Raw genomic sequence first — 16827 nt, 5'->3', positions numbered from 1 at the left:
GTATACCGTTGTTTACGAGAATCTATTAAGAAACTATTTTGTATATCAAAATAGCCTTCAAAAATTGAATGCTCGTTTTTAGGAATGCCCTTCGATTTTAAAGATTAAAAATCAAGGCGGAGTAACGGTGATATAATGAGTAGTCTTTTTCATAAATATGGTGCAAAACTAATTTTTTTAAAACAAAAATGCAAACAATAAGCAAAATTTACTCAAAAACTTAAAAATAATTTAAAGTTTTAGAAACTTCTTCTAAAACTTTAAATCTACATAACAGACTATTAAACAACTAATTAATCAAATAAAAACCAACGATTTTTTTCAAGAATTGCAAAAGTAAGTTTTTTTTAAGACCTCAATTAAATTAGCTACACGTCAAACATATTGTTGTCTAAAAAGCCACGAATTCAGGAATTATTCTAAAAACTGAATATAATACATGAATTCGTGGCGAAATTGACTCAAACATTTAACCCGAAAATACAAAATCCGAAAAGTTAGCTCCAACAAAAGTCCTGAAAATAAAGATAAATATGTAAAATAGATTTTTTAACTTCGTTGCCGCAATGAAAATAAGTACCTTCATATTATCCATTTTAATACTTGTTTTATCTTTAAAACCTTGTTCTGACGGAAGTAATGCCGAAGACCTGAAAAAAGATAATATCAGTCTTGCGCACAATCATCAGGAAGACCATGATGATTCTTGTCCTGTGACTTGTATTTGCAGCTGTTGCGGAATGTCGGTAACTTTTGAAAGCATTAAAATCTTTACTTTTAGAATCCATACGGAAATTTCTAATGTAGTAGTATCTTCTTATCAATCAAATTATCAATTTGATTCTGTTGCTGCTATTTGGCAACCTCCTCAATTAATTAGTTAAAATACCAAGACAACTCGTCTAATTTTTAATTAATTAAATTTCATTTCAAATGAATAAACTCATTTTGAGCGCGTTGCTCATATTATTATCATGCCTTGAAATAAAGGCACAAAAAAGTGATGTCCAAATCCAAATCCTTTCTGAAAACGAAGCCGTAATTGGCGCCAATATTTATCTCGAATCAGACCAAAAATCGGCTGTTACAGATGCTGAGGGAAAAGCCCAGTTTTCAAATATTTCCAATGGCAAGCAAACGATTATCATTTCTTATTTGGGTTTTGAAACCTTAAAAAAAACCATCCAAATTCCGAGTCAAACCGTTTTTGTTTTTCATTTAGAACCCAATGAAAACGAGCTCGACGAAGTCATTTTACAAACGTCTCGTACCAGCAGAACCGTTAGAAAAATTCCCACCCGAATTGAATTTATCAATAGCGAAGAATTAGAAGAAAAAGCGACGATGAATCCCACCAATATTTCGATGGTTTTGCGCGAAAGCACGGGAATCCAAATGCAACAAACCTCACTGAGCAGCGGGAATTCGAACATTAAAATACAAGGTCTTGACGGACGTTACACCCAACTTTTAAGAGATGGTTTTCCTTTATATTCCGGTTTTTCCAGCGGATTGAGTATTATGCAAATTCCGCCTTTGGATTTACAACAATTTGAAATTATCAAAGGAAGTTCGTCTACACTGTATGGCGGTGGCGCTATTGCCGGTTTAGTGAATATGGTTTCGAAAACGCCCGATGAAGAACCGGATTTAGACATTATGCTAACCCAAACGCATGCTTTAGGAAGTACGGCGAATGTTTTTTATAGCAAACGAAATGAAAAATTTGGAACAACGCTTTATGGTTCGGCACATTATCAAAAAGCCTATGATCCCGAAGATGATGATTTCAGTAATTTACCCCAAACAAAATCCATTTCTTTTAATCCAAAATTCTTTTATTACCCTTCCGAAAAAACTACTTTTTGGCTAGGCGTTAATGGAACTTACGATGACCGAATTGGAGGCGATATGACTAAAATTAAGAGTCAGCAAAACGGCATTCATCAATACACCGAAGACAACGTTTCTAAACGTTTGAGTTCTCAGGCAGTATATAAAACCCAACTGGATTCGCTGAGCAATTTCAATATCAAGAACAGTATTTCTTATTTTGATCGTTCGTTGCAAGTGCCTGATTTTAATTTTAGCGGAAAGCAAATCAATACGTTTACCGAAGTAAGTTACGAAAGAGCCAATGCTAAAACCGATTGGATTTTGGGTGCAAATGTGTATTCAGTTAATTTTGATGAAGCCGACGAAGCGGTATTGCAACGCGATCAAAAAGAACTGACCTACGGTTTGTTTGCCAATAGCATTTTTGATATTAGCGAAAACTGGATTTTAGAAACAGGTTTGCGTACGGATTATAATACCAATTGGGGATTCTTTACTTTGCCAAGAATTTCCTTGTTGTACAAAAACGAAAATGGTTTTTCAAGCCGAATTGGCGGTGGATTAGGCTATAAAATCCCTGATGTTTTTACAGAAGAAGCCGAATCGATTAATTTCGAAAATGTATTGGGCATTGACAAAGACAATCTAAAAGCCGAACGTTCTTATGGTGTGAATTATGATTTTAATTACCAAACGCGTTTGGGTGAAATTGGATTCTCAGCAAACCAACTTTTCTATGTTACCGCTATTCAAAACGCACTATTATTAAATAGCTCCGGAACCAATTTCAAATTTGAAAATGCTGCTGAAGTCATTTTAAGCAAAGGTGCCGAAACCAACATCAAGTTCAATTACAAGGATTTTAAATGGTTTTTAAACTATGCTTTTATTGATGCTCGTTTGCATTATTTAGCGGGAAACCCACAAAAACCGTTGACTCCCAAGCACAATGTAGGCAGTGTAATTATGTATGAAAGTGAAGCCTGGCGCATTGGTTTTGAAACCTATTACACAGGACAACAATTATTATCGAATGGAACTAAAACCACTGATTTTACTACCATGGGATTTCTGTTGATGCGAAATTTCAAATGGGGCGCACTCTTTAGTAATTTTGAAAATTTTACTGACCGAAGACAAAGTCGCTTTTCACCGTTAGTTTTACCTACACACGACCGACCCGTTTTTCCAGAAATTTATGCTCCTACTGATGGATTTATTTTCAGCATGGGAATTATCATAAAGCCTTTTGGAAATAAAGTACATTAATTTTTCCACTGTAAATTCACAATTATTTCATTCTAAACTATTTTTCAAAAAGAGCACTTTTTTATATTGGCAGAATTGATCTCAAATTCCTTAGATTCAGATTCAACCTTCATCACTATTGAATGTCAGAAAAATAAACTTGATGATTTCAAAATTATAAGTGATTTAGACTTTTTTTATTGAAGCAAAAAACAAGTATTTTTGTTCTATATTTTAGTTTTTTTACATTAAACAGTAGTGCTACAGAATAAAAAACAGATGAAATATGGGGAAAGACCATTTTGCAGCTAATTGGGAAAAGTTTACATCACTTTATTTTGGCAATTATTACTATTATTATCTTAATCAGTTATTTACTTTTCATTTATAAATTTGTATGAATATTGAAAAATAATAAAAATTAGTTCATGTCTGAAAAACAACGTCTAAAAGAACTTGCTCAACTTTTTCTAAAATTAGGATTTATTGGTTTTGGTGGTCCTGCGGCGCATATAGCCATGATGCAAAATGAAGTAGTTGTGAAACGAAAATGGCTCGACGAACAGCATTTTCTAGATTTATTAGGTGCTACCCATTTAATTCCAGGACCAAATAGCACTGAAATGGCGATTCATATTGGTCATGAAAGAGCAGGAGTAAAAGGCTTGATAGTTTCAGGACTTTGTTTTATTTTGCCTGCCGTTTTCCTCACGGCTGGCTTTGCCTGGCTGTACAAAGAATATGGTCAATTGCCCGAAATTCAACCCTTTTTATACGGAATCAAACCAGCTATTATTGCTATTATTTTAGGAGCTATTTTTCCATTGGCAAAAAAATCATTAAAAACCATTCCGTTAGTAATTATTGGCAGTATTGTTTTAGTGCTTTCACTTTTGCATTTCAACGAAATTGCTTTACTTTTTGGAGCAGGATTTATGTCGTTATTTTGGTTTTCGATACAAAATAAAAATTCGGTGAAAAGGAATTGGATTCCGCTTGTTTTTTTGCCTGTTTCTCAAACTACTTTGATGGCAGCCAGCAATTGGAATTTATTTCTGATATTCTTAAAAATTGGTTCCATTCTCTACGGAAGCGGTTATGTTTTATTTGCTTTTTTGGATGCCGAATTAGTTGCCAAAGGCTTACTGACACGAACCGAATTGATTGATGCCATTGCTGTGGGACAATTTACTCCTGGTCCTGTTTTTTCATCAGTAACATTTGTAGGCTATCAAATTAATGGATTTTCGGGTGCTTTGGTTTCCACGATAGCTATATTTTTACCTTCTTTTATATTTGTTGCTTTACTGAATCCATTGGTTAAAAAATTACGAAATTCTAAACCCTTTTCCATTTTTCTGGATGCTGTAAATGTATCTTCGGTAGCTATAATTATTTCGATTTGTATCCAAATGGGAACGGACACCATTACTGATTGGCGTTCTATTTTAATTGCATTGGTGAGTATTTTGATTGCTTTTAATTACAAGAAAATAAACAGTGCTTTCATTGTGATTGGTGGTGCATTTTTAGGGTATATTTTAAGTTTTTTATAATCGTTGGAAATTATCAAAAAACATAAAAGCCATCTCGTTTTTTTAAAACAAGATGGCTTTATGAATATATAACCTAATTTAATTCTGGTATGAGAATTAAGCTTATTGCCATCCACCGCCTAAGGCTCTGTACAATTGAATGATAGCATTATCCTGTTGGAATTTATTCGAAATTAAACCCAGTTCGGCATTTAATGCAGCATCTTTAGCAGTCAAAACTTCAAGATAATTAGCCAAACCGTAAGTTAACAATTCGTCAGAAAAATCAGAAGCCGATTTTAAAGCATCAACTTGTTTTTCTCTGATAGTCAATTTATAAGTTTCATTATTGTATTGTGCCAATGCATCCGAAACTTCTTTTCCTGCATTTAATAAGGATTGTTCAAATTGTAAATAGGCTCTTTCCTGATTTGATTTTGCAATTTCAAACTTGGTTTTTATTTGCCTTTGATTAAAAATGGGTTGTGCTATTCCTGTAACCACATTACTGAAAAAAGAATTCAAACTCAACCATTCCTTAATATCAATACTTTGTAAACCTCCAGTAGCTGTAATTTTTAATGTTGGGTAAAAACTACTTTTTGCTGCATTTGTCATCTCAAAATTCGTTATCAAATTGTATTCGGCAGCAATTACATCGGGTCTGTTTCTCAATAAATTTGCAGGAACTCCCAGCGTGATATTAGGTTGCAGTGTATGAAGATTAAAGTTGCTTCTCTCTATTTTTTGAGGTGCTTGCCCTAAAAGAATACTCATTTTGTTTTCTAAAAGAACACTGTTGATTTTTAAATCGGCTAAAATAACTTCGGTGGCATACTTTTGTGCTTCGGTTTGTTTGACACCCACTTCAGTAACGTTTCCTGCTTTTTTAAGCGCAACAATGGTCTCGATACTTTTGTCTCTGTTAATTAGCGTTTTTTCAGCCAATTTAATTTGGGCGTCTACAGCTAATAACTGAAAATAAGTCGAAGCAATTTCCGAAATCAACTGGGTTTTTACCGCCTGATTTGCTGAAATACTTTGAAGATAACTCGCATTAGCCGCACGTTTGTTGCTTCTAATTTTTCCCCAAATATCAGCTTCCCAACTTAGTGTTCCTGTTAATTGATACTGATCTGTACTTCTGTTTGGAACAATTGCTCCAAATTGACTATTCTTAGAAAGTTGTTGATGCGTCCAATCAGCACCAGTAGACAATGTAGGGAAAAATCCTGCCTTACCTTGTTTCATTGAAGCTTCGGCTGCAGCAATATTTTGTATGGCTATTTTAATATCTAGATTGTTTTCTAATCCTTTTTTAATGTAAGCTTGTAAAATAGGATCAGTAAAAACCTTATCCCATGACAGATTGGCTAATGAAGTAGTGTCGGTTGATACGACTTCATTGCGGTATAAATTTTCAGTTTTTAACTCGGGACGTTTGTAATCTTTGGCAACAAAACAGGATTGCATTAGTACAGCCGAAACTCCTAAGAGTACAATTTTATATGTTTTATTTTTCATTGTTATTTTCTAAAAGATTAACATCTGATACAGTTGTTGTTGGTAAAGGTTTTGTAGAAATACGTTCTTGTAAATTTTGGAATATGATATACAAAATAGGCACTACAAATACTCCTAAAATAGTTCCTATTAGCATTCCTCCAATAGCTCCTGTTCCAATGGCTTTGTTACCAATAGCTCCAGCTCCTTGAGCCAGCATTAACGGTAATAAACCAAGAATAAAGGCAAAGGATGTCATTAAAATAGGACGCAAACGAGCCACAGAACCTTCAACAGCAGCTCGAGAAATACTCATTCCTTTTCTTCTTGCATCGGCAGCAAATTCGACTATCAAAATAGCATTTTTGGCGAGTAATCCAATAAGCATAATTAATGTAATTTGCAAGTAAATGTTGTTACTTACATTGAAAAAATAGGCAAAAATATAAGCTCCTGCTAAACCAATTGGCAATGATAATAATACTGCAAAAGGCAACATATAGCTTTCGTATTGAGCCGCTAATAAGAAATACACAAAAATCAAACACAATAAGAAAATGTACAAAGTTTGTCCACCAGCACTAATTTCTTCACGAGTCATTCCTGAGAATTCATATCCATATCCAAGAGGTAGATTTTGGCTGGCTACCTCTTCAACAGCTTTAATGGCATCTCCAGAACTAAAACCTTTATTTGGTGCTCCTGTAATTTTTACAGAAGTAAATAAATTGAAACGATCGATTGCCTGAGGACCAAATACTTTTTCCAATTTCACAAATTCCGAAATAGGAGCCATTTGTCCGCTGCTATTTCGAACCAATACTTTGTTTAAAGATTCAGGATCTCTCCTAAATTGTGGCTCTGATTGATAAACCACACGGAATTGTTTTCCAAATTTATTAAAGTTTGAAGCATAAACTCCACCATAATAGCCTTGCATGGTTCCTAAAATATCAGTTACTGTTAAGCCTGATTTTTTGATAGCAGCCACATTCAAATCAATTCTATATTGAGGATAGTTTGGAGAGAATGAGGTAGTAGCATATTGTATTTCAGGACGACTATTTAAGGCAGCCAAAAATTTGCTATTCACTTCACTCAACTCTTGAATACTTCCTCCTTTTTGATCTTGCAACTGGAATTCAATTCCATTAGAATAACCAAAACCAACCAATGTAGGACGAGCAAAAAACAATACTTTAGCGTCTTTTACAGCAGCAGCACGTTTGAATAATTCTTGAACTACAAGGGTAATTTCCTGATTAGCATCTTTACGGTCGGCCCATGGTTTTAATTTTACAATTACCATTCCGTAGTTACTACCCGTACCACTAATTAGACTTCGACCAGAAATACGAAGCAATTCTTGAATTTCAGGAATATCTTTTACTTTTTTTTCAATTTCTAATAATACTTCCTCGGTTCTTTCTAATGAAGTTCCAGGTGGAAGTGATACATCTGAAAGAATGGCTCCGGTATCTTCACCAGGTACAAAAGCCTTGGGTGTAATATTTAATAATAAAACAAAAATTCCAGCAAAAACGGCGATTCCTAAAAAGGACAACCATTTTCTTTTTATTAAAAATTCTACTGATCTTTTGTATTTAGATGTGGTAGTTTCAAATCCTGTATTAAAGGCGGTGTAAAAACGTTGTAAAAAGCCTTTTTTCTTTTCTTCGCCATGTGGTTTTAAGAAAATAGCACATAGGGCAGGAGAGAGCGTCAATGCATTAATAGCAGATAAGACAATGGAAACTGCTAATGTCAAACCAAATTGTTTGTAAAAAACTCCCGCAGAGCCGCTAATAAATGAAACTGGAATAAATACGGCCGACATTACTAAGGTGATGGAAATAATAGCACTACTTATATCACCCATCGCACTATAAGCTGCTTTTTTAGGATCGTGTTCTCCCGCTTCCATTTTAGCGTGAACGGCCTCGACGACCACAATGGCATCATCGACCACAATACCTACGGCAAGTACTAGTGCAAACAACGTTAGTAAGTTGATGGTAAAACCAAATAAACTAAGGAAAAAGAAGGTTCCTACAATAGCAACCGGCACTGATATTGCAGGAATAAGCGTGGACCTCCAATCTTGTAGAAATACAAAAACCACAATAAATACTAATATAAAAGCTTCTATTAAGGTGTGAATTACTTTAGAAATAGACTCTTCTAAGAAGTCATTTGCGTTAATTAAAGTGGTGTATTTTACTCCTTTTGGAAAATTAACCACCGATTCATCCATTACTTTCAACGCACCTTTAATTACATCCTGAGCATTTGAACCTGCGGTCTGTGCAATAGCAATAGCGATAGATTGGTGCCCATTTGTAAATGATTTACTGGCATAATTTACTGCACCCAATTCAATTTTAGCTACATCGCCTAATTTTAACACTTCACCACTTGGGGTAGAACGCACAATAATTTCTTCAAATTCTTTTGTGCTTTGTAAACGTCCTTTATATTTTAATGTATACTGAAAAGATTGATCGCCACTTTCTCCTAGTTGTCCAGGTGCAGCTTCAATATTTTGTTCAGCCAATAATGCGCTAATATCCGAAGGAACTAATCCATAAGCTCCCATAACATCTGGTTTCAACCAAATACGCATCGAATAATCTCTTTGACCAAATATTACGGCTTCTCCAACTCCTGCAACGCGTTTTATTTTAGGTAAAATATTAATGTTGGCATAATTTTGAAGAAACGTAATATCATAATCCGGGTTTTCACTGTACACCGATAAAATTAAAATATTATCACTTTGTCTTTTGGATGTAGTAACTCCCGCTCTGGTAACTTCTTGTGGCAATAAAGGCGTAGCACGAGAGACACGATTTTGCACGTTTACTGCTGCTAAATCAGGATTAGTACCTAATTTAAAGTAAATATTTACGGATGCTGAACCATCATTATTTGAAGTAGAAGTCATATAAGTCATGTCTTCTACACCATTAATTTGCTCTTCTAGCGGAATAACTACCGAATTCATTACTACTTCGGCGCTGGCTCCTTGATAATTAGCCGAAACCGTTACTGTAGGCGGTGCTATTTCGGGATATTGAGAAACAGGAAGCGAGATTAACCCTAATACTCCCAATATAACGATGATAATAGAAATCACCGTTGACAAAACGGGTCTGTCAATAAATTTTGAAAACATAATGTACTTTTTATTCGATTGTTAGTTAACTGCTTTTTCTTCAGAATTGATTATTGTAGCATAATCAACTAATTCAGGTTTGATTAAAGTCCCTTCTGAAACTATTCCAACACCTTCAATAAGTATTTTATCGTTTTCTTTTAATCCTTTATCCACTACAAAAAAACGACCTCCAGGAACGGCACGTACTTCAACAGGAACCGCTTTTACTTTATTGTCTTTGTCAGCAACTAAAACAATACGTTTGTCTTGCATTTCTAATGTGGCATTTTGTGGGATTATAATAACTTCATTCAGGTTAGTTGGAATTTGTATTGTTCCACTTCCTCCAGAACGCAACAGCTTGTTTGCATTTGGGAAACTGGCTCTCACATTAAATGAACCCGTTTGTGTATTGGCTTGACCACTAAAAGTCTCAATTTTTCCAGTATTTTCATATTGCATTCCATTGCTTAGAATCAAATTAACACGAGGCATTTTAGTGATTTTTTCCTGAAATGTTTTTCCAACAGCATTCATAGTTATGTCCAATTGCTGTTTTTCATTCATTGAAAAATAGGCAAAAATGGTGCTAACATCTGAGATACGAGTTAAAGGTTCTGCAGTTTGGCTACTTACATAACTTCCTAATCTTAGCGGCAAAGTTCCTACGATTCCGTTTACTGGACTTTTGATTGAAGCATAGTTTATTTTTGCAACAATACTTTGATACGTACTTTTAGCACTGGCTAAATTAGCTTTAGCTGTTTCTAGTTGTACATCACTAATAATATTGCGTTCTACTAATGGAATTAATCGATTGACTTCTACCTGAGCTGCAGCAACTTTAGCTTTAGCAGCACTAGCTTCTTGATTTGCGGTTTGAGTTTCTAGTTTAAAAAGCAATTGTCCTTTTTTAACTTCCTGACCCTCTTGAACATATATTTTTTCGATATAACCGTCCACTTTAGCGCGAATGTCAATATCTGTAATTCCTTCTAATGTAGCAGGATACTCGGCTAATAATGTAGTATTTGATTGAGTTACTGCAACAACCTTGTATGGCATTACAGGAGGAGTAGTTTTTTCTTCTTTTTTTCCACAGGCAACTAAGAGTACTAAACTTATAATGGATAATGAAAGTTTTTTCATTTGATGGATTATTGATTGTTATTATTACTTATTTCTATTTGTTTGAAGTTGTTGATGGTTTTAATAAATAATTTCCCAACCTCGGTAACGTGTGTTCTATAGGCTTTTACGTTTTCTAAATTGCATTTTTCCTCGGGGCAAGAAGCAGTTACTTCTCTATAATCGACTAGTCTGTTGATGATAATCATTTCCGAATCAATTAATTTTAGAAAATTAGCTAGACGCTCACTTAAATTGGCTGCTTTGAAATATTTTTTTCGATCTCCTGCTTTAGTGAAGTAGGTTATTTTATCCATTTTTAAAAGCAGATTTAAATTAGTCGAAATAGAACTTTTACTAGCACTCATTTTTTCGACTAAAGTTTCAAATGTTAAGCCTGTTTTACAGCCGTCAATAATTAGAGTTCCTAATATTCTTCCAGCTAGAGGAGGAATATTGTATAATTTTTCGAAATAATTGCCAAACAACTCTATTATTTCTTCTCTTTCTTTTACAACATCCATGATGAAATTTTTTGCAAATTTACAATTGGTTCGGTAATTACCGAACTAACCGAACTTAATTTTATGTTAATTTTCTGTAAACTATTTTAATTATCAAGAACCCAATCGTGCTTTTTGTCTGAGAAAGAAAGATTTATGATTTAAATAGTACTTTGAAAAATTAAAAATAAGTTGTTGAAAAAATGATTAATATTGAGATTCAAACAAATACTAACAAACTCAAACCAACATATTTAATTATGAAATTTAAAAATTTGAAATATTCATTTTTAATGGTAAGCCTGTTTTCTGCTACTGCGGCTATGGCACAACATCAATTTGTAAACACTCCGCCTGAGGTTTCTCCAATGCCTATGAAACCCGAAATGACAGAAATATGGGAACCAGAAGTAAAAATAATTACACCGGCAAAAATTCTGGGTAATGCACCTTCAGATGCGATTATTTTATTTGATGGTGAAAATTTAAATCAATGGGTAAGTAAAAAAGACGTTAACAAAGCTGCTACATGGAAAATAATAAACAATGATTACATGGAAATTGTTCCTGGTTCTGGCGATATTCAAACCAAAATGACTTTTGGTGACTGTCAGTTGCATTTGGAGTGGAGTGCTGCAGATGTTGTTTTAGATGGAGGACAGGCGAGAGGCAATAGTGGTGTGTTTTTCCAAAATAGATATGAATTGCAAATTTTAGATTCTTACAATAACCGAACCTATAGCAACGGTCAGGCGGGAAGTATTTATAAAGATCATGCACCATTAGTAAATGCTGTAAAAACACCATTAGAATGGAATATTTATGATGTGATTTATAAAGCACCACGATTTAAAGCAGATGGAAAAATTGATGCACCAGCCAGAATTACAGTATTTTTAAACGGTGTTTTGATACAAAATAATGTAACAATTAATGGCTTAACGCTTTATATCGGTTTACACAATTATCCGTCGCCTCATGGTGATGATGTTCTTTCGCTTCAGGATCATGGTTCTAAAAATCAATTTAGAAATATTTGGATTAGAAAATTGTAAAAATGGTACTTAGCAGTTCAAGCTCATTAATTTTTTTTTGCCACAAATTACACCAATAAGCACAAATTAAACATCGTTTTTAATTACACTAATTATTAAGACAGATAGAATTTTTTAATTTTGATTAGAATTAGTGACAATTGGTGTAATTTGTGTCTAACTTTTTCTATAAAGTGAACACCTTGGACAATTAGTAATTTTACTTTTTTTACAATCTAATTTACTTATATTTGTCAACCTAAAATTCAAGTTGTAGTGAGTCAAATCAATAAATTAAAAATATTCAACGATCCCATTTACGGGTTCATTACCATACCTAACGCTTTAATTTATGACTTAATACAGCATCCCTATTTTCAACGTTTGCGTCGAATTACACAAATGGGTTTGTCTTATTTAGTCTATCCAGGAGCAAATCATACTCGTTTTCATCACGCTTTAGGATGTATGCACTTGATGCAAAAAGCAGTTGATGTTTTGCGTTTTAAAGAAGTATCTATTTCTGAAGAAGAAGAAAACGCACTTTACATTGCTATTTTATTACATGATATTGGGCATGGACCATTTTCGCATGCTATGGAAAAAAGCATTGTAGAAGATGTACATCATGAGGAAATTTCGTTATTGTTTATGCGACAATTAAATGTGGAATTTAAAGGACAATTAAGCTTAGCCATTAAAATATTCGAAGGTGATTACCATAGAAAATTCATGTTGCAATTGATTTCGAGTCAATTGGATATGGATCGAATGGATTATTTAAAACGCGATAGTTTTTACTCGGGTGTGGCCGAAGGAAATGTCAATTCAGAGCGTTTAATTCAAATGATGAATGTGGAAGATGATTTCTTAGTTATTGAAGAAAAAGGAATTTACTCTGTTGAAAAATTTTTAATGTCTCGTCGATTGATGTATTGGCAGGCATATTTACACAAAACCAGTTTAGTGGGCGAATTGATTTTAACTAGAATCTTAAAGCGTGCTAAAGAGTTGACTTTAAAAGGAACTAATTTACCTTGTAGCGAGCCGTTGCAGTTTTTTATGCAAAATAAAATTATATTAGAATCCTTTGATACTTTTACTTTAGATTTGTTTTCTCAACTTGATGATTTTGATATCATTAGTGCATTAAAATCTTGGCAAAGACATGATGATTTTATTCTCTCATCGTTGAGTAAAATGATTATCAATAGAGATTTATTGAAAATAAAATTGACCAGTGAGAAAGTAGCCATCGATGATTTAAATCCGTTAAAAGAACGTTTTGCATTAGAAAATAACATTAGTATGGCTGATACAAATTATTTTATTTTTAAAGGTAAAATTAAAAATCAGGCTTACGATAAAGAGGCTGAACCCATACGGATTTTGAAAAAAGACCGAACGGTAGAAGATGTAATAGAATCATCCGATCAGTTGAATTTAAAGTCTTTATCAAAATCAGTGACTAAATATTATATCTGTTTCCCAAAACAACTGATATAAATCCACATTTGAAATCTATTTTTTTTATATTTTTGTCGGAATGAAATTTACAGCAGAACAAATAGCGGGTGTTTTAGGAGGCGAAGTCGTAGGGAATCCTCTGGCTGAAGTTCACGAGCTTTCTAAAATTGAGGAGGGAAAAGTGGGTTCTTTAACTTTTTTATCCAATCCGAAATACAATAACTACATTTATACTACCGAAGCTACCATAACCATTGTCAACAAAAGTTTCATTCCTGAGTCTCATTTAAACACTACATTAATTAAGGTAGAAGATGCTTATTTAGCTTTTTCAAATTTATTAGAATTTTATGATAAAGCAAAAAAAGCTAGTAAACAAGGTATTGAACCGCATACGGTACTTTCTGAAGATACAAAATATGGTGAAAATTTTTATTTGGGTAGCTTTAGTTATGTTGGGACAAATGTAAACATTGGTGATAATGTAAAAATTTATCCAAATTGTTTTATTGGTGATAATGTTGTCATTCGTAATAATGTCACTATTTTTGCCGGCGCTAAGATTTATTCTGAATCCATAATTGGTAATAATTGTACCATTCATGCAGGAACTGTTATAGGATCGGATGGTTTTGGCTTTGCGCCAAATACAGATGGGAGTTATAAAAAAATTCCTCAAATAGGGAATGTTATTCTTGAAGATGATGTAGAAATAGGTTCTTGTACCACAATTGACAGAGCTACTTTAGGATCAACAATTATAAGAAAAGGAGTTAAGCTAGATAATCAAATCCAGATAGCTCATAATGTAGAAATAGGTGAGAATACCGTAATTGCTGCTCAAACCGGAGTTGCTGGTTCAACAAAAATTGGTAAAAATGGAATGATTGGTGGGCAAGTAGGGATCTCTGGTCATTTAACAATTGGAAACAATGTTAGAATCCAAGCCCAATCTGGAGTTGCAAGGAATATAAAAGACAATGAAGTTTTGCAAGGAAGCCCAACATTTGGCTATAATGATTTTAGTAAATCGTATGTACATTTTAAAAATTTACCTAAGATTATCGCAGAAATTGACGAATTAAAAAAACAAATATTAAACCAAAAAAATGGAAAAAATGGTTAAACAGAAGACCATCAAAACAGAAATATCGTTAACAGGGGTTGGATTACACACAGGTAAAGAAGTTAAAATGACTTTTAAACCTGCTCCAGTAAATAATGGTTTTACTTTTGTTAGGGTAGATTTAGAAGGACATCCAATTATTGAAGCTGATGCTAATTATGTTGTAAACACACAACGCGGAACTAATTTAGAAAAATTAGGAGTCAAAATTCAAACACCAGAGCACGTTTTGGCGGCTTTAGTAGGTTGTGATTTGGATAATGTAATTATCGAATTGAATGCTTCAGAACTGCCTATTATGGATGGTTCTTCAAAATATTTTGTTGAAGCTTTAGAAAAAGCAGGAGTAGAAGAACAAACGTCTAACCGAAATGTTTATGTAGTAAAAGAAGTGATTTCGTTTACTGATGAAGCAAGTGGTAGCGAAATTCTAGTCATGCCTAGCGATCATTATACGGTAACTACAATGGTTGATTTTGGTACTAAAATACTAGGTACTCAAAATGCAACGCTTAAAAATATTGATGATTTCAAAACAGAAATTGCTTCTTCTCGAACTTTTAGTTTCTTACATGAATTAGAATCTCTTTTAGATAATGGCTTGATTAAAGGCGGCGATTTAAATAATGCTATTGTTTATGTAGACAAAGAAATTTCGGCTACTACGATGGAGAATTTAAAAGTAGCTTTTGGTAAAGAAACAATTAATGTAAAACCAAATGGAATTCTTGATAATTTAACTTTACACTATCCTAATGAGGCTGCAAGACACAAATTATTGGATGTAATTGGTGATTTAGCTTTAATTGGAACAAAAATTCAAGGAAAAATTATTGCAAACAAACCTGGGCATTTTGTAAATACACAATTTGCTAAAAAAATGGCAAAGATGATTAAAATCGAGCAACGTAATTACGTTCCTGTTTACGATTTAAATCAAGAACCTTTGATGGACATTCATAAAATCATGGCTGTTTTACCTCATAGACCTCCATTTTTATTGATTGACAGAATTATTGAAATGTCGGATAATCATGTTGTGGGAATGAAAAATGTAACCATGAATGAGAATTTCTTTGTTGGACATTTTCCAGATGCTCCCGTTATGCCAGGTGTTTTAATTGTAGAAGCTATGGCACAAACTGGAGGAATCTTAGTTTTAAGTACTGTTCCTGATCCAGAAAATTATTTGACTTATTTCATGAAGATTGATAATGTTAAATTCAAACACAAAGTATTGCCTGGAGATACTTTAATATTTAAGTGTGATTTGATTACTCCTATTAGAAGAGGAATTTGTCACATGCAAGCGAATGCTTATGCTAATGGAAAATTAGTTGCTGAAGCCGAATTGATGGCTCAAATAGCTAAGAAACAGTAATTTTTTTGTTGATTTGGTTAATCGTTTATTCGGTTAATCGATGAAACACTTAAACGAATAAACGATTAAATAAAAAATATGAATCAACCATTAGCATACGTGCATCCAGGCGCAAAAATCGCCAAAAATGTGGTTATTGAACCCTTTACAACCATTCACAATAATGTAGTTATTGGTGATGGTACTTGGATCGGTTCTAATGTAACCATTATGGAAGGCGCAAGAATTGGAAAAAATTGTAATATTTTCCCGGGTGCAGTGATTTCGGCGGTTCCTCAAGATTTAAAATTTGGTGGTGAAGATTCATTAGCAATCATTGGTGACAATTGTACTATTAGAGAATGTGTAACCATCAATAGAGGTACAAATGCATCCGGACAAACGGTTATTGGAAATAATTGTTTAATAATGGCAGCGGCTCATATTGCTCATGATTGTGTAGTAGGAGATAATGCTATTATTGTAAATGGAGTACTATTAGCTGGTCACGTAATTGTGGGTAAATATGCCGTATTAGGTGGTTTGGCAGCTGTTCATCAATTTATTAATATTGGAGATCATGCTATGGTTTCTGGTGGTTCGTTAATTCGTAAAGATGTTCCTCCATATACTAAAGCGGCTAAAGAACCTTTGTCTTATGTAGGGATTAATTCTGTTGGATTAAGACGTAGAGGTTTTGCAACCGAAAAAATAAGAGAAATTCAGGATATTTACAGAATTTTATATCAAAAGAATTACAATACAACTCAGGCTTTAGGAATTATTGAAGCCGAAATGGAAGCCACTCCAGAAAGAGATGAAATTATCGATTTTATTAGAAATTCTTCTCGTGGTATCATGAAAGGGTACAGCGGAAATTATTAAAAGAGAATAGAATAAAGAAGAAAGAGAAAAGACTGGGAGTTTTAA

At 33.5% G+C, this 16827-nt stretch carries 12 protein-coding genes; 8 read left to right on the top strand and 4 right to left on the bottom strand.

All coding sequences use genetic code 11. The annotated features are described in order from the left end of the window. Nucleotides 1-566 precede the first annotated feature (566 nt). The 3 genes from AAGV28_RS10060 to chrA all read left to right on the top strand — a co-directional run bounded on the left by AAGV28_RS10060 (nt 567) and on the right by chrA (nt 4640). The gene (locus AAGV28_RS10060; protein ID WP_373406686.1) at nt 567-884 is read left to right on the top strand and encodes a DUF6660 family protein; all 318 of its coding nucleotides are present in this window, start codon (nt 567-569) and stop codon (nt 882-884) included. Nucleotides 885-933: 49 nt separating this feature from the next. Then, nucleotides 934-3105 (top strand): TonB-dependent receptor, encoded by a 2172-nt coding sequence (locus AAGV28_RS10055; RefSeq protein ID WP_373406685.1) that lies wholly within the window; start codon nt 934-936, stop codon nt 3103-3105. A 407-nt stretch (nt 3106-3512) separates the two neighbouring features. After that, nucleotides 3513-4640, top strand: a complete 1128-nt coding sequence (gene chrA, locus AAGV28_RS10050) for a chromate efflux transporter (RefSeq protein WP_373406684.1) — start codon at nt 3513-3515, stop codon at nt 4638-4640. A gap of 102 nt (nt 4641-4742) precedes the next feature. Here the strand turns inward: chrA and AAGV28_RS10045 are convergent, their stop codons facing one another. The 4 genes from AAGV28_RS10045 to AAGV28_RS10030 are packed head-to-tail and all read right to left on the bottom strand — an operon-like array spanning nt 4743 to nt 10931. Further along, nucleotides 4743-6143 carry an efflux transporter outer membrane subunit gene (locus AAGV28_RS10045; RefSeq protein ID WP_373406683.1) on the bottom strand — a complete coding sequence of 467 codons (1401 nt, stop codon included), beginning with the start codon at nt 6141-6143 and terminating at the stop codon, nt 4743-4745. Next, the gene (locus tag AAGV28_RS10040) at nt 6133-9297 is read right to left on the bottom strand and encodes an efflux RND transporter permease subunit (protein WP_373406682.1); all 3165 of its coding nucleotides are present in this window, start codon (nt 9295-9297) and stop codon (nt 6133-6135) included. Before AAGV28_RS10040 ends, AAGV28_RS10045 begins: the two co-directional genes overlap by 11 nt. Nucleotides 9298-9318: 21 nt before the next feature. After that, nucleotides 9319-10428 (bottom strand): efflux RND transporter periplasmic adaptor subunit, encoded by a 1110-nt coding sequence (locus tag AAGV28_RS10035; RefSeq protein WP_373406681.1) that lies wholly within the window; start codon nt 10426-10428, stop codon nt 9319-9321. 8 nt (nt 10429-10436) lie between these two features. Next, on the bottom strand, nt 10437-10931 hold the full coding sequence (locus AAGV28_RS10030) for a GbsR/MarR family transcriptional regulator (RefSeq protein WP_373406680.1): 495 nt from the start codon (nt 10929-10931) through the stop codon (nt 10437-10439). Nucleotides 10932-11170: 239 nt separating this feature from the next. Here AAGV28_RS10030 and AAGV28_RS10025 point away from each other — a divergent pair, with 239 nt between their 5' ends. The 5 genes from AAGV28_RS10025 (at nt 11171) to lpxA (ending at nt 16782) form a co-directional block, all read left to right on the top strand. Then, entirely contained in the window at nt 11171-11965 is a 795-nt protein-coding gene (locus AAGV28_RS10025) for a 3-keto-disaccharide hydrolase (protein WP_373406679.1), read from the top strand. 255 nt (nt 11966-12220) lie between these two features. Beyond that, nucleotides 12221-13450, top strand: a complete 1230-nt coding sequence (locus AAGV28_RS10020) for an HD domain-containing protein (protein ID WP_373406678.1) — start codon at nt 12221-12223, stop codon at nt 13448-13450. A 40-nt stretch (nt 13451-13490) separates the two neighbouring features. After that, nucleotides 13491-14537, top strand: a complete 1047-nt coding sequence (gene lpxD, locus AAGV28_RS10015) for a UDP-3-O-(3-hydroxymyristoyl)glucosamine N-acyltransferase (RefSeq protein ID WP_373406677.1) — start codon at nt 13491-13493, stop codon at nt 14535-14537. After that, the gene (locus tag AAGV28_RS10010; protein WP_373406689.1) at nt 14530-15918 is read left to right on the top strand and encodes a bifunctional UDP-3-O-[3-hydroxymyristoyl] N-acetylglucosamine deacetylase/3-hydroxyacyl-ACP dehydratase; all 1389 of its coding nucleotides are present in this window, start codon (nt 14530-14532) and stop codon (nt 15916-15918) included. Before lpxD ends, AAGV28_RS10010 begins: the two co-directional genes overlap by 8 nt. Nucleotides 15919-15996: 78 nt before the next feature. Then, a complete protein-coding gene (lpxA, locus tag AAGV28_RS10005) occupies nt 15997-16782 on the top strand; it encodes an acyl-ACP--UDP-N-acetylglucosamine O-acyltransferase (RefSeq protein ID WP_373406676.1) in 786 nt (261 codons plus the stop codon). The last annotated feature ends 45 nt before the right edge of the window (nt 16783-16827 follow it).

The organism is Flavobacterium zubiriense (genome assembly GCF_041729725.1).
Lineage (GTDB): Bacteria > Bacteroidota > Bacteroidia > Flavobacteriales > Flavobacteriaceae > Flavobacterium > Flavobacterium zubiriense.
Note: the sequence above shows the minus strand (reverse complement) of the source record. Positions and strands in the feature narration are given on the sequence as shown.

Excerpts from the sequence above, each read along its gene's own strand:
- AAGV28_RS10060 (WP_373406686.1), top strand. The coding sequence starts at position 567 with ATGAAAATAAGTACCTTCATATTATCCATTTTAATACTTGTTTTATCT.
- AAGV28_RS10055 (WP_373406685.1), top strand. The coding sequence starts at position 934 with ATGAATAAACTCATTTTGAGCGCGTTGCTCATATTATTATCATGCCTT.
- chrA (WP_373406684.1), top strand. The coding sequence starts at position 3,513 with ATGTCTGAAAAACAACGTCTAAAAGAACTTGCTCAACTTTTTCTAAAA.
- AAGV28_RS10045 (WP_373406683.1), bottom strand. The coding sequence starts at position 6,143 with ATGAAAAATAAAACATATAAAATTGTACTCTTAGGAGTTTCGGCTGTA.
- AAGV28_RS10040 (WP_373406682.1), bottom strand. The coding sequence starts at position 9,297 with ATGTTTTCAAAATTTATTGACAGACCCGTTTTGTCAACGGTGATTTCT.
- AAGV28_RS10035 (WP_373406681.1), bottom strand. The coding sequence starts at position 10,428 with ATGAAAAAACTTTCATTATCCATTATAAGTTTAGTACTCTTAGTTGCC.
- AAGV28_RS10030 (WP_373406680.1), bottom strand. The coding sequence starts at position 10,931 with ATGGATGTTGTAAAAGAAAGAGAAGAAATAATAGAGTTGTTTGGCAAT.
- AAGV28_RS10025 (WP_373406679.1), top strand. The coding sequence starts at position 11,171 with ATGAAATTTAAAAATTTGAAATATTCATTTTTAATGGTAAGCCTGTTT.
- lpxD (WP_373406677.1), top strand. The coding sequence starts at position 13,491 with ATGAAATTTACAGCAGAACAAATAGCGGGTGTTTTAGGAGGCGAAGTC.
- AAGV28_RS10010 (WP_373406689.1), top strand. The coding sequence starts at position 14,530 with ATGGTTAAACAGAAGACCATCAAAACAGAAATATCGTTAACAGGGGTT.
- lpxA (WP_373406676.1), top strand. The coding sequence starts at position 15,997 with ATGAATCAACCATTAGCATACGTGCATCCAGGCGCAAAAATCGCCAAA.